This window comes from Brasilonema angustatum (assembly GCF_059505445.1).
Genome location: NZ_JCACKO010000136.1, coordinates 152,598 through 165,679, shown reverse-complemented (window position 1 = coordinate 165,679; position 13,082 = coordinate 152,598). Strand labels below are relative to the sequence as shown.

Annotated in this window: 11 protein-coding genes; 4 read left to right on the top strand and 7 right to left on the bottom strand. The window is 41.5% G+C overall.

The annotated features are described in order from the left end of the window. The first annotated feature begins 180 nt into the window (after nucleotides 1–180). Together nadC and argS are read left to right on the top strand one after the other, a co-directional pair. Entirely contained in the window at nucleotides 181–1,038 is an 858-nt protein-coding gene (gene nadC, locus AC5JM2_RS25490; RefSeq protein WP_495837611.1) for a carboxylating nicotinate-nucleotide diphosphorylase, read from the top strand. A 296-nt stretch (nucleotides 1,039–1,334) separates the two neighbouring features. Next, a complete protein-coding gene (gene argS / locus AC5JM2_RS25485; protein WP_495837610.1) occupies nucleotides 1,335–3,095 on the top strand; it encodes an arginine--tRNA ligase in 1,761 nt (586 codons plus the stop codon). 82 nt (nucleotides 3,096–3,177) lie between these two features. Here argS and AC5JM2_RS25480 read toward each other — a convergent pair whose 3' ends face one another. From AC5JM2_RS25480 to AC5JM2_RS25455, 6 genes are all read right to left on the bottom strand, one after another. Next, nucleotides 3,178–3,594 carry a type II toxin-antitoxin system VapC family toxin gene (locus AC5JM2_RS25480; protein ID WP_495837609.1) on the bottom strand — a complete coding sequence of 139 codons (417 nt, stop codon included), beginning with the start codon at nucleotides 3,592–3,594 and terminating at the stop codon, nucleotides 3,178–3,180. Beyond that, on the bottom strand, nucleotides 3,594–3,899 hold the full coding sequence (locus AC5JM2_RS25475; protein ID WP_495837608.1) for a type II toxin-antitoxin system HicB family antitoxin: 306 nt from the start codon (nucleotides 3,897–3,899) through the stop codon (nucleotides 3,594–3,596). Before AC5JM2_RS25475 ends, AC5JM2_RS25480 begins: the two co-directional genes overlap by 1 nt. Before the next feature lie 46 nt (nucleotides 3,900–3,945). Beyond that, nucleotides 3,946–4,167, bottom strand: a complete 222-nt coding sequence (locus tag AC5JM2_RS25470; RefSeq protein WP_495837607.1) for a hypothetical protein — start codon at nucleotides 4,165–4,167, stop codon at nucleotides 3,946–3,948. Nucleotides 4,168–4,213: 46 nt separating this feature from the next. Beyond that, nucleotides 4,214–8,689: an NACHT domain-containing protein gene (locus AC5JM2_RS25465; RefSeq protein ID WP_495837606.1), complete on the bottom strand. Its 4,476-nt coding sequence runs from the start codon at nucleotides 8,687–8,689 to the stop codon at nucleotides 4,214–4,216. A 466-nt stretch (nucleotides 8,690–9,155) separates the two neighbouring features. Continuing rightward, the gene (locus tag AC5JM2_RS25460) at nucleotides 9,156–9,569 is read right to left on the bottom strand and encodes a type II toxin-antitoxin system VapC family toxin (RefSeq protein ID WP_495837605.1); all 414 of its coding nucleotides are present in this window, start codon (nucleotides 9,567–9,569) and stop codon (nucleotides 9,156–9,158) included. After that, nucleotides 9,566–9,811: an AbrB/MazE/SpoVT family DNA-binding domain-containing protein gene (locus tag AC5JM2_RS25455; protein WP_495837604.1), complete on the bottom strand. Its 246-nt coding sequence runs from the start codon at nucleotides 9,809–9,811 to the stop codon at nucleotides 9,566–9,568. Before AC5JM2_RS25455 ends, AC5JM2_RS25460 begins: the two co-directional genes overlap by 4 nt. 329 nt (nucleotides 9,812–10,140) lie before the next feature. On the opposite strand from AC5JM2_RS25455, the gene AC5JM2_RS25450 reads away from it, so the two are divergent. Continuing rightward, a complete protein-coding gene (locus AC5JM2_RS25450) occupies nucleotides 10,141–10,407 on the top strand; it encodes a hypothetical protein (RefSeq protein ID WP_495837603.1) in 267 nt (88 codons plus the stop codon). Between the two features lie 483 nt (nucleotides 10,408–10,890). On the opposite strand, the gene AC5JM2_RS25445 is transcribed toward AC5JM2_RS25450, so the two are convergent. Next, a complete protein-coding gene (locus AC5JM2_RS25445; protein ID WP_495837602.1) occupies nucleotides 10,891–12,447 on the bottom strand; it encodes an FAD-binding domain-containing protein in 1,557 nt (518 codons plus the stop codon). 279 nt (nucleotides 12,448–12,726) lie between these two features. Between AC5JM2_RS25445 and AC5JM2_RS25440 the strand changes: the two genes are divergently transcribed. Further along, on the top strand, nucleotides 12,727–12,978 hold the full coding sequence (locus tag AC5JM2_RS25440; RefSeq protein ID WP_495837601.1) for a hypothetical protein: 252 nt from the start codon (nucleotides 12,727–12,729) through the stop codon (nucleotides 12,976–12,978). The last annotated feature ends 104 nt before the right edge of the window (nucleotides 12,979–13,082 follow it).

Here is a 13,082-nt window from a genome sequence, read left to right as displayed (position 1 = left end):
GCGGTGACTTGTTTTTGTGTCCGCGCTTCAGGCACTTATTCAATATAGCGAACCCGCTCTTGCCTGTCAACTATTTTCTGAAACTTTTTTTGAGAATTTTTTGCTGTCTTCTGGAAAGTATATATAGCAAGCACTGTAGGCTATAGTAATTCTGGAAGTTGAGAAGGGAACAATAAAACTATGAGTCATTTTGGTGTTTTGCCACCCAGGCTTGTTTTAGATAGGTTGTTGCACGATTGGTTGTTGGAAGATATCGGTCGGGGCGATCGCACAACCCAAGCCTTGATAACTAAGGAAGTACGACAAGCGAAGTGGATGGCGAAAGCATCTGGAGTTATAGCAGGTTTACCAATCGCGGCAAGAGTGTTTCAACTTTTAGATGAAAAAGTTAGCTTTATTCCTGTTGTAGCTGAGGGTAGTTCTTGTGAGGTGGGAGAAGTGGTGGCCCAAATCGATGGTCCGCTAGATGCCCTCCTGATGGGAGAACGCGTTGCTCTCAATATAGTTATGCGACTCAGTGGCGTCGCCAAGCTCACCCAAAACTATGTAGAGCAAATTGCTGATTTACCTGCAAAACTGGTGGACACGCGCAAAACCACTCCTGGGTTAAGGTTGTTGGAAAAGTACGCAACTACAGTAGGAGGGGCAGTCAATCACCGAATGGGATTAGATGATGCAGTTATGATTAAGGATAATCACATCGCAGCTGCTGGGGGAATTGGGAAGGCTATTGTTCAAATTCGCTCCTCAATTCCTTATCCCTTAACTATAGAAGTAGAAACGGAAAGTTTAGAGCAGGTACAAGAAGCTTTGCAGCATCGATCTGACATTATCATGTTGGACAATATGCCTGTTGATTTGATGCGTCAGGCTGTGGACATAATTCGTCAACACGATAGTCACGTTAAAATTGAAGCTTCTGGCAACATTACTTTAGACACTATTCGTGCTGTTGCTGAGACAGGAGTGGATTACATTTCTAGTAGTGCACCAATTACGAAATCCTCTTGGTTAGATTTAAGTATGAGGATTGAATGATTATCCGGTTGGCTCAAAGCATTGCAGTTTCAGCAAAAACCAGAATCACCAGGCAAGTCATTTTGTAGCAAGAGCACTCAGCAAGGTTAGTTTTTCGCACAAGCGCACCAGAAAGCAGCTAGATTATTATTCGTACAGATGAACCATTAGCTCAAGTTGTCGTTCCAGATAATTAAAAATTAACTATAGGAACTCTACGAGGAATCATTAGAGATAATGGTTTGATTATGGAAGAATTTGTATGTTTGTTGATAAATAAAAATTTCTGACAGGTTATCATAACTAAAAAAATAAATATGAAGGATACACAAGAACAGCTAAAACTTAAGTTACAGGAAGCTTTGGATGCAGCTTTTGGCAGTGATTACAGTAAGGTAGATCCAGTCTTGGTTGCTGCGAGCAATCCTAAATTTGGTGATTATCAAGCAAACGTAGCTTTAGCGCTAGCAAAGCAATTGGGACAGCAACCAAGGGCGATCGCACAACAAATTGTTGATAAACTTGATGTATCTGATATTTGCAAGCCACCAGAAGTTGCTGGTCCTGGCTTTATCAATTTGAAGCTAAAAACAGAATACCTAGAAGCACAACTCAAGGCAATTCAAGGAGATCCAAGGTTAGGAGTCGCACAAACTAACAATCCCAAGCGAGTTATTGTAGATTACCCCAGCCCAAACATCGCCAAAGAAATGCACGTAGGACATTTACGTCCAGCAGTGATTGGAGATTGTCTGTCTCGAATTGTAGAATTTGTTGGTCATAAAGTCGAGCGGATTAGCCATGTCGGAGATTGGGGAACGCCATTTGGAATGCTTATCGCTTATTTAGAAGAAGCGTACCCAGAAGCTTTAACCACTACTGAAACTTTAAATTTGGGTGACTTATCTTCATTTTACCGTCAAGCAAAGGCACGATTTGATGCAGATGCAAATTTCCAACAAGCAGCACGTCAGGCTGTGGTAAAACTACAGGCAGGAGATCAAAAGACACTACTAGCATGGAAGATAGTTTGTCAACTCTCCAGTCGAGCCTACCAAGTTATTTACGACTTATTGGAAATTGCTCCTTTTGTTGAACGAGGTGAATCGTTTTATAATGCTTTACTGCCTGAAGTCGTAGAGGAATTAGATAAAAAAGGTCTGCTAGTGGAAAATCAGGGTGCAAAGTGCGTTTTTTTGGAAGGCTTTACTAACAGGGAAGGTGAGCCTTTACCCTTGATTGTGCAAAAATCAGATGGAGGATATAACTACGCTGCTACAGATTTAGCGACAATTCGCTATCGAGTACAAGTAGATAAAGTGCAGCGGGTGATTTACCCAGTTGGTATAGAACAAATAAATCACTTCGCTCAGATTTTTCAGGTAGGAAGAAAGGCAGGCTGGATTACAGACGATGTAGAATTTGTGCATGCCCCATTTGGGTTGGTGCTAGGGGAAAATGGTCAAAAATTGAAAACTCGTTCTGGGGAAGCTGTGCGGTTGGGAGATTTATTAAATGGTGCGATCGCCCACGCCCGTGCAGATATAGAAAACAGAATAAAAGAAGAAGCGCGTCAAGAAACTGAAGAGTTTGTCAGCAATCTTGCACAGGTGATTGGCGTTAGTGCGGTTAAATACGCCGACTTAAGCCAAAATCGTACCAGCAACTACATTTTTAGCTACGACAAAATGCTAGCGCTTAAAGGCAACACTGCACCATATATGGTTTATGCTTATGTTAGAACTCAGGGCATTAGTCGTGAAGGTAATATTGATTTTGAAAAACTGGGAGCAGACGCTCCAATTGTTCTGCGGCAAGAAACAGAGTTAACTCTGGCGAAGCACTTGTTACAACTTGATGAAATTATCAGTGAAGTCGAAAAAGATTTACTACCAAATCGCTTGTGCGAGTATTTGTATCAACTGAGTGATAAGTTTAATAAGTTCTACGAAAATTGCCCTGTTCTCAAAGCCGAAGAACCTGTGCGGACATCGCGCCTAATACTGTGTGATTTAACGGCTAGAGCTCTGAAGTTGGGACTTTCATTGCTGGGAATCAGGGTTGTGGAAAGAATGTAGGTGGACTGAGTGCGATCGCTCTTTTTCTCCCCCCTATTCCCTTTTTCCACTCATTTGTGCAACAGTGGCTTTGTTGTTACACCTATGTATCTTGAAACAAAATTCTAAAACCCTCTTGAGCAAAATGCCTATCGTGGGTCAATACATCGATAATTCCTAATTGCTTCATCGTTTGCATAGAAATACAGTCTGTAAGGCTGTATTCTTTGTCAAGACGACTTTCGTACAACTCCAAACCCTGTAAAAAAGATTCACGAGTTTGTTGCATCACCTGAATATTAGGATTAGCAATGATATCTTTAATTAATTGAACGTTGCGTTGTCGCATTCGGTTTCCATAAGTGCACAGGAAGTTCAGCACTTCAGTCAAAACTTCATCTGTGGTCACAATTTGAACCAGTTCTAAGGTTCTGGTCATCTCTATCGCTTTTCCATGCCAATTATCTCTTGAATTTATTAATGCTACCCAATAGAAAGTATCTGCAAAAACAAGCTTCATTAGAATTTTTTCGGTGTTCCATAAAGATAATGGTCATGTTGTTCAGCTGCATCCGTCGGGAGTTGGCTTAGCTCCTCATCGCTCATATAATTTGTAAAACTTTCAACCATTTTTAGTATAGATTCACCTGTATTATTGTTTGAAGCATCAGCTTTTTTCATATAAATAGTGATTGCTTCTTGAAGTCGTGCAAACGCACTATCAAGAGAATTATCCTGAAATTGATATTCTTCTAGTTCCGGACAAGATATAAGGTATCCTGACTCGTTCTTTTCAATCACTATATTAACTTTCTCTGAGGACATTTTATTTGGCTCCTATTTTATCCGTTTAATATTGTTTGTTAATTATTTATTGCGCCAAAGATTCGCCCACTCTTTTACGATTTTCCTCCTTTCCTGGATAGGGTTGAGTTGTTTTTAATGCACCGTAAAATTCGCTAAGTCTTTTTTTGGGATTTGTATCAACTTTTTGAGTACGGAATTTGATAAATTCAATAAAATCAGCTACAAGTTCAAATTGTTCTTCACTAAGCTTGTCTATTTCTTGTTTAAGACTTTCTTTCGTTGTCATTGTTTTCTGGCTAGTTGCGTTTTCAGATTGTGTGAATATTTTAATTTTACATTTCTGCTTCTTCCACTGCGCCTAAAGCTTTGAGTGTAGCTTTCTCGGCTTCGGTTAAACCTTTAACGCCTGTGATATTCATATGCTCATATGGTCTATCTATCAGAGTTTTTAGGCACTCACCCGTGTTAACATCCCAAAGCTTTATTGTTTCATCCCAACTCCCACTTACAAGAGTTTGACCATTCGTGCTGAAAATGACTGAATTTACCCAATGTGTGTGTCCCTGCAAAATTTTCAGGCATTTCCCACTGTGAATATCCCATAATCTGACTGTTTTATCGTTACTTGCACTGGCAAAAGTCTTACCATCAGGACTAAAAGCAACGGAGGGTATCCAACTGGTATGTCCTTGCAAGGTAATTAGGCATTCACCACTGTGGATATCCCATAGCTTTACCATTTGGTCTTCACCACCAGTGGCTAAGGTTTTACCATCAGGGCTGATTGCTACTGAATTATTCCTAATGGTATGTCCTTGTAAGGTTTTGAGACACTCTCCTGTGTGGATGTCCCATAGCTTCACTGTTTTGTCATAACTTCCACTAGCTAAAAATTTACTGTTAGGACTGAATGCTACTGACCATAACCAGTCGGTATGTCCTTGCAAAGTTTTGAGACATTCTCCAGTATGGATATCCCATAGCTTTATTGTTCTGTCTGCACTGCCACTAGCTAGGGTTGTACCGTCAGGACTGAAAGCCACTGAATTTACGCATCTTCTAGATCCCTGCAAAGTTTTCAGGCATTTTCCTGTGCGGATATCCCATAGCTTTATTGTTTGGTCATAACCGCTACTGGCTAGGATTCTACCATCAGGACTGATTGCTACTGAATTTACTCGACTGGTATGTCCCTGCAAGGTTTTCAGGCATTCTCCTGTAGTCGTATCCCAAAGCTTTACTGTTGGGTCTTCACTGCTACTGGCTATGGTTGTACTATCTGAACTTATTGCTATTGACCTTATCGGACAAATAATACCCTGTAAGGTTTTCAAACATTCACCAGTGTTGATACTCCATTGCTTCACTGTTTGGTCATCGCTACCACTAATTAGAGTTGCACCGTCAGGACTGAATGTTACTGACCGTACCCAGTTGGTATGTCCCTGTAAAGTTTTTAAACACTCTCCAGTATGAATATTCCACAGCTTCACTGTTTTGTCATAACTGACACTAGCTAAGGTTGTACCATCAGGACTGATTGCTACTGAATTTACTCGACTGGTATGCCCCTGCAAAGTTTTCAGACATTCTCCTGTGCGGATATCCCAAAGCTTGACTGTTTGGTCATCACTGCTACTGGCTAAGGTTGTACCATCTGAACTTATTGCTACTGATCGTACCCAGTTGGTATGTCCCTGCAAGGTTTTGAAACATTCTCCTGTGCGGATATCCCAAAGCTTAACTGTTTGGTCATCACTGCTACTAGCTAAGGTTGTACCATCAGCACTAATAGCCACTGACTCTACCGAACCAGTATGCCCTTGCAAAGTTTTTAAGCATTTCCCAGTGTGAATATCCCAAAGCTTAACTGTTTGGTCATCACTGGCACTGGCTAGGATTGTACCATTGGGATTGATTGCTACTGAATTTACCCGATTGGTATGTCCCTGCAAGGTTTTTAGACATTTTCCCGTACGGATATCCCAAAGCTTCAATGTATCGTCAAAACTAGCACTGGCTAAAGTTACACCGTCGGAACTGAAGGCGACTGATCGTATCCAATCGGTATGCCCTTTACAGAGCAAAATTTTTTTACAATCTGCAACTTGCCACAAGCTAATCTCGCAATTAGCATCACCTGTAGCAAACAGCTTGCCATCAGGACTAAACGCCACACAAAAAACTGCACCGAAAACTTTGGGAAAAACAGATTTAACTAGATTCGCCTCAGCAAAATTGACACGACGCAGGCTAGCATTACTAAAATCAGCACCTTTAAGCACAGCACAGTTGAGGTCTTTATCTTCCAAAGCAGCTTTATGAACCTTCACCAACAGCGTCGCCGCATTTCCTCCGGTGTAATCCACTTGAGCTTCGGTTTTGCCGCGTGTCGCTTCAAGAATTTTGATCATTGGGTGATAGGGTGATGTGATGGAGGTATTAATATCCAGCATCGGCAAAAGCAGATCTATCACCGCTTTTGTTAAAGGCGCTTTCCCAAAACTCTCCCTCAACTTCTCGAACGACTCACCTGCAAATCTCCTCAATGGTGCACTTGGCAAAATCTTCCCCGCCTCATCCACCTGGCGACGAAAATAAGATGACCAAGTGTAATCAACTGGTGATGCATCATTATTTATATGTGACTGCGCCTGCGCCAATTCAATAAAATCATCAGCCAACGCCCCCAACTCAGCCGCAAACTTGTACGCGACAAAAAACTCTAACAGCGAACGATGCGCGGGAGTATAATCACCATCGGCATTACGAATCAGCATTGTCTGCCCCATCATGTCATAATGCCAGTGGTCTAAATCTTTCTCCTCCTGAACAACATCACCAAATAAGCGACGAATTCTATCGGGAAAAAGGCGATAATTTAAACTCATCTGGTCAGTAGACAGCATTTCCCAGGAAAGTTCAGATAAAAAGTAAAGCTTATCTGCCAAAGAAGTAAAAGTTCGCTCTGCTTTGATGTCTCGTTCCATCTTCCGCCGCACTGCATACAGATAAACCCGCGACATATCAACGGGCTTACCTGCTTCAATATCTGGCAATGCTTCCAAAATTAACTCTGTCATCACCGGACGACGTGCCAAGTCCAACAGTTGTGGATTGTCCATCACATGGTCAACTGTGGTAGATTCTGCTTGGAATGACAACACCTGCCGGATTTGCTCGTCGTTGAATTTTTCTAATTCCAGCACTTCAAACTGGGGCGTTTCACCTGTCAGGTTGGCGGTAGAAGCTTGCAATTCCGCGTTGAGTAAAGCACGTCCTTCTTTTGCTTCTGGAAAATGTTCGGTGCGACAAGTCAGGATAACTTTAGCACCGGGAACGACGACTTTCGCCAATTCCCAAAAGTTGTTGATCATTTGTTGGCGATCGCACTTTGCTGCCATTTCATCAAAGCCATCGAAAATCAGCAGCAACTTACCCATGCTGTTAAGCTGGTCAAACACCTCGCTATTTAAGCGAATATTATGTTGCGTAAAAAAGAAACCTGCCAGAACATTCTCAACATTGAGTGCTTTGGCATAGTCGCGCAGCGTAATTATCAGAGGAAGCCGAGGACGTTCAACGCCGCGTTTTTGCGCATCCCGATAACGTTGTAGTGCAATCCACGCATAATGAAAAGCAAACCAAGTTTTTCCAGTGCCAAATTCCCCTAAAATAGAGATATGCTCCTTAGCAGGGTCATCTAACCACACATCAAGATAACCATCAATCCAGCCGTCGCGTTCATCGTAACGACTGACTCCTATCCTGCGCTTGCTAAGTGAGTCAAATTCTTCTTTAGTACAAGCCAACGGCACATATTTTTTGTCGATTTCTCGTCGTTTAACTTCCGCTTCTAGCCAGTCGAGATAATCACCGAAGTCAGCATCCTGATCTATCAGTTCGTCAAAAGTATAACAATCAAGCTGGCGATTTTCTGGTTTCTCCACTTCATCACGCGCCGCCCGTGAAATTCGCCTTGCCGTTACCAACCAACCTTCATCAGTTCTTTGCGCCTCCACCGACTCACGCAAAGCCATGACATCACTCAATCCCGCCTCACCTTCAATTCCACGTACAAGAATCCGGTCATATCGATTACGTCGTGCCGGAACGTCAATAATCCACTCAAAATAATTGTCTTCCCAAACTTCATACTTTTCAAAGCGGTAGCCCAAGGTTTCAAACCAGCCTTGCATCTGCTGGGCTAAGGCTATGGCTTTACATTTCTTTTCATTTAGAGACGTTGCATTCGACGTCTTTACACTCTGTGCTGCTAACCGCGCCATCTCTGTTCTAATGCCTTCCAGTGTCGGCAACCTTTCGAGTTGTTCTTGGATACTCGCTATCCTTTTATGTAGAGAACCTATCTGCTGGTTCATCAAAACATCAGCAGGTGTCCGGCTGCGCTTGGCAACTTCGATAAAAACCGTGGCAAATGCGGCGATTTCTCGCCTGATGTTAATTCCCAAGGTTTTGATTTCATCACCCAAGGCATAGGTATCGAGAAAAACATCAACTTCAGACAGAAGAATTGAGGGGTTGTTGTGGTCTAGTGCTTTACGGAAAGCTTGTTTGATTTTTTCTTCGCGGAAAAGTTCCAGGAATGCCTTGGGTTTACCAACGCCGTATTCTACCAAGGTATAGGCGTAAACACCACTGAAATCAGCGGGAGGATGCTCAGGATCAAGGTTAAATTGCTTTAATAATTTGATGACTATTTCGTTACGCAGAAGCTTTTCTTTAATGATTGGGTTGGCAATACCAGTAATTGCGCTGATGAGCGAGTCAAGATTAATCGGTATCACAGGTACTTTTTGTAGAAAAGGGAAATTTTTATCTTGCTTACTTTTATGTTAACGCCTGGTCATTTCACTGTGGTTTAGTGCTCAAATATTTCATGGAAGAGCGATCGCCTCACTCTAAAATTGATTGCTACCAGGTCTTGATAAAGTTGCTCCAGATTGTCTATGGTAATTTTGCCATCCAACCATAGCTTCCTAATCACAGCTAAAGCAAAAAGACCTGGCGATTAGAAATCGCACGCCAGTTGCTACAACGGGGGGAACCCCCGCAACGCACTGGCTCGGCTACACAGGCGAAGTCCACCTACGTGGACTGATTCTAGCCTGCGGAGGCAGGCTTTGTTTGTGTAGCCCCAGACTTATAGTCTGAGGGCAATTTAAACATTTGGGATGCTCCCAGTTTGCTTCGGCGCAGTGGGAGGCTTTGCAGTTAGGTGAATCTCCAGCCATGTGACTTATCAGAGATTCTTTAAGCATTTTTGTAAGTAGAAAGTAACCGGATTTGCTCAACTTCTTGGAATTTTGTGTCAAATGTAGCGGTTTCAGTACAGCTTGCTTGCTTGTTTAACTTCACAATAAGATAGTCCGAGAAATCAGCTTTTCCCTTTTTCATGTCCTGTACCGATAACCAAGCCGTTTCTCTGTTTTCAAAGTCAAATGCATCCGTTCTCAGTATTTTTTCAAGAACGTCGATAATTTCACTTCTGCTGAGTTTATAGGAACTTTTGAGTACCCAAACGAGTTCACAAAGAACGATGTTGTTGATGAAACAGGTTTCACCACTTGCCTTAACGTGCTTGATGTACTCCGCCGCAAGTCTACCTTGTTCGATGTCATCTTGAACTAGATAACGAACTAGAACGTTAGTATCTAGTCCATTCATGACAAGTTATTAGCACATTGCTCAATTGCTTCATTCATTTCCTCGAAAGAGACTGGTTTCCTTTCTGGCTTATGGAGGATACCAGACAATTCCTCAACTTGAATATTCACCGGCTGAATGTAGACTTTGCCGTCTGGTTCAATAATGAAATTAATGCGATCGCCTGGACGCAAGTTTAGTTTCTCCCGAATTTCCTTTGGGATAGTTGTCTGACCTTTACTAGTAATTGTAGCAATGGACATGAATTTTCCTTACTTTTATAAAAATTCCTACTTTATTGTAAGGAATTAACTAGTTGACAGTCAACCAGAGGCGATAGCGTCCTTTGAGTGCGCCCCCTATGCCTGCGGCACGCTATGCTCATTGCGGGACTAGCGCTGCAGCAAAGCTGCAGATCGCGCGTAGCAAGAGACGCCTTCAGGCGTAACGCATCACTCTAAAATTGATTGCTATCTCAAGTGAATTAGCGTATTACATGAATAAGACAAAAGTTGGTTTGAGATAAGCAGTAATTCAGAAATTAATTACTTAAGATAAACTTGCTCCCTTATTTCCTTAAACTACTGAATCAATGAGCAAAGAAGCAGTCAAAGTAATCTTATGGGAAGAAAACCAAAAGGATTTTCTAAAAAAATTCTATGATCTAGAGTTTATTCCCAGAATAGGAGAGGAAATTTACCTAAAAAAGGAGAACTGGATAGTAACCAGAATTGAGCATGATATAGAAGTTAACGAGATTAATGTTTACATGGAATTAAAGAAAAAAGACAAGCAGCATAAAGGAACCAAAAGTTCTTCCCTTTGGCAGGAACAAATGCACCAAAACGATGGCCTCTAAAGGATGGTAGAGTTTTTTGTGCAGTATCCGGATGTACAAAAAATCTAGCTTTTGCGGTGGTCAGTTAGTTTTAGAAAAAACATCCGTAACCGCTACATAGCAAGCATTATCTCGGTGTTCTGCTAGAGCATCCTAGGGTGTTACGAATGCTTGCTATGTTATAAAATAAAATCCCTCACCATCAAAGGCGAGGGGCATAGAAGACGAGAGGAATTAAGAAACCCGATGGTTAGGGCGGGTAGTGATGTACTCACCTGCCTTTTATTAGGTGCAGAAAAATTAACTTATGCACATGCTTCTCACCTCTAGTGTTAGAGTGCTACTGCGTTATCGCTCGAAGAATACCTATTTGAATGAACCGCGTTAGCGCAGCGTGTCCGCAGGACATAGACGCGAAGCACACAAAGAAAGAAGAGAAGAAGAACGGTAATCTTATGGTAGGAAGGGAGTAATTGGGAGAAAGTTCTAAGGAAGCGCACTCCCTTAGTGCCCAAATTGTGATTCCAATTTCTTAAATTGTTGGTACTGTTTATCTTTGGATTCAACGTATTTATTTACTGCTGTTTTAGTTGCTAAAGCGTTTTCGCACTCCTTGCCACCTTCAATCAGTAGTCGTTGTTTCACACGCTTACGAATATCTGAAACAATCTTGCCATTAACCAGCCTGGTCTGCGCCCAATCTAAAATTGGTGATGGGTATAAACCATGCTCTATATACTTGCCTTCAAGAATTTCAGGTAAACTATATCCGAGTAACTTCGGTATCCAGTGGTAAATGAAGCGCAAATCTGAGTCTTTTTCTTCAATATTCTTATTGGGATTATATATGCGGAAAGTGTCACTGAGGGGATTAGTAATACCAGCTTGCATCTGCCATTGCCAATTGTTAATAGCTAAATCGCCATCTACCAAGCAGTTCATGTAATGTTTTGCTCCATGATGCCAAGAGATACCGCAATTAATAGTCAGGAAAGTAGCACACATCGCTCGCATGCGGAAATTCATCCAGCCCATTGCTTTAAGTTGACGCATACTCGCATCAAGCATTGGAAAACCAGTTATACCCTCTTGCCAAGCATGAAATAATTCTTGCTGCTGTTGAGTAAGTTCATCTAGTCGGTAATACTCATCAAACTCCGGATAAAAGTTTGTATGTGCTATTTCTGGATGAAAATACAACCGCTGCGTAAAACTATCGTGCCAACGCAGGCGATCGCGAAATGCTTTTAAGGAAAATTCTGCTTTGGGTGTATCCGCAAATTCTGTAGCTCGTGCCTTTGTACGCTGGTACACATTTCTCACAGAGATTGTACCAAATGTTAAATGAGGGGAAAGATGGGACGTTGCCTTCTGTTGTGCCGCCCACGGGCGGGAGAGTTTCCAATGATACCCATAAAATCTTTTGGTAAGAAATGAGTCTAAAGTTTTTTGCGCTTGCGTTTCTCCACCTTTGAAGTACACTTTCTTCGTTTCGTAAAAAGCGTGGTACTTGTGTTTGAGTTCAGTAAAAGTAAGTTGGGGTAGGTTGAAAGATATCTGTGGGGTGTTAATGTGAATAGGAGTTGGGTGAGATGTTTGTCTAACGTAGGTATAGTATTCGTCAAACCATTGGTCGCGGTGATCATCGTCGATTTGCACAAAGTTGTTTAGACCAATGTGGTAGTCAAGGTTAAGTTGTTGGTAGAAATTAACGATAGTGCTATCGCGTTCAATTCCGTATTCAACCTGTACATCACGGTTGAAGTAAAGTTTCGGTTTGTGTCCTTGCTGGATCAATTGTTGAGTCATTTCTTGCAGAATATTTACGGAGTCCCCTTCAAAGAAGTACAGATGACTACCTAAAGAGCGTAAATTTTGGTCAAGGTTCTCTAAAGATTCAAACAAAAATCTTACCCGTGCTTTACCCACGTCTGTCCATTTTTGATAAAACCACGGGTCGATTATAAAACAGGGCAATACGGGGGCGTCATTGGCTGATGCTTCTGCTACGCATTCATTATCAGTTAATCGTAAATCTCGTCGAAACCATATAATTTTCATGGTTCAATTGTACTATAATTTGAGCTTCAGCTAAGCTTACCTGCTATAGGAATCATATTTTATTTAGAAAAAAGAGTACGAGATAATACGGCTAAATATTGTCTTATATAAAAATATAATAAACCAGCATCTACAAGTAGCAATTGCGCGGAGCGCAGACGTCAAATGGCGTATCGCAGAATGACACTAAAAATTTACGGATAGTTTCCGGGTATATTATGTCTTTTTTGTAAAAAAGAAATATGTAATAACATTATACTTTTCTTAGGAGCTGTTCAAATGCCAATTGCAGAAAAATTTCCGCAATATCTAGAAGTGCCACAATATGTAGAAGTGTCACAATATCTAGAACCGATTCAAAAGTATTTAGAATCACATTTAGAGAGATTACAAAGCGAATATAAAATTAAAAGAGGGGAATTACCGCCACCGAATGAATTTTCTCAATTGACTGAAGCTATCGAGAGTGTAAAATCTCTTGGATTAATACAGGAAATCATCCATCAATATAGGGCTGAATTAGGCGAATAGCTGTAATTTCAACATTACAAGACAAGTGTAGTAAAAAATTATTACGCTTGTCTGCTGAGTTTGCCTCCTTTAAGTGGGAGGCTTTGCAGTTAGGTGAATCTCCA

Coding starts and splice junctions, on each gene's coding strand:
- AC5JM2_RS25450 (WP_495837603.1), top strand. CDS start 10,141: ATGAGCAAAGAAGCAGTCAAAGTAATCTTATGGGAAGAAAACCAAAAG.
- AC5JM2_RS25445 (WP_495837602.1), bottom strand. CDS start 12,447: ATGAAAATTATATGGTTTCGACGAGATTTACGATTAACTGATAATGAA.
- AC5JM2_RS25470 (WP_495837607.1), bottom strand. CDS start 4,167: ATGACAACGAAAGAAAGTCTTAAACAAGAAATAGACAAGCTTAGTGAA.
- AC5JM2_RS25460 (WP_495837605.1), bottom strand. CDS start 9,569: ATGAATGGACTAGATACTAACGTTCTAGTTCGTTATCTAGTTCAAGAT.
- argS (WP_495837610.1), top strand. CDS start 1,335: ATGAAGGATACACAAGAACAGCTAAAACTTAAGTTACAGGAAGCTTTG.
- AC5JM2_RS25475 (WP_495837608.1), bottom strand. CDS start 3,899: ATGTCCTCAGAGAAAGTTAATATAGTGATTGAAAAGAACGAGTCAGGA.
- nadC (WP_495837611.1), top strand. CDS start 181: ATGAGTCATTTTGGTGTTTTGCCACCCAGGCTTGTTTTAGATAGGTTG.
- AC5JM2_RS25455 (WP_495837604.1), bottom strand. CDS start 9,811: ATGTCCATTGCTACAATTACTAGTAAAGGTCAGACAACTATCCCAAAG.
- AC5JM2_RS25480 (WP_495837609.1), bottom strand. CDS start 3,594: ATGAAGCTTGTTTTTGCAGATACTTTCTATTGGGTAGCATTAATAAAT.
- AC5JM2_RS25440 (WP_495837601.1), top strand. CDS start 12,727: ATGCCAATTGCAGAAAAATTTCCGCAATATCTAGAAGTGCCACAATAT.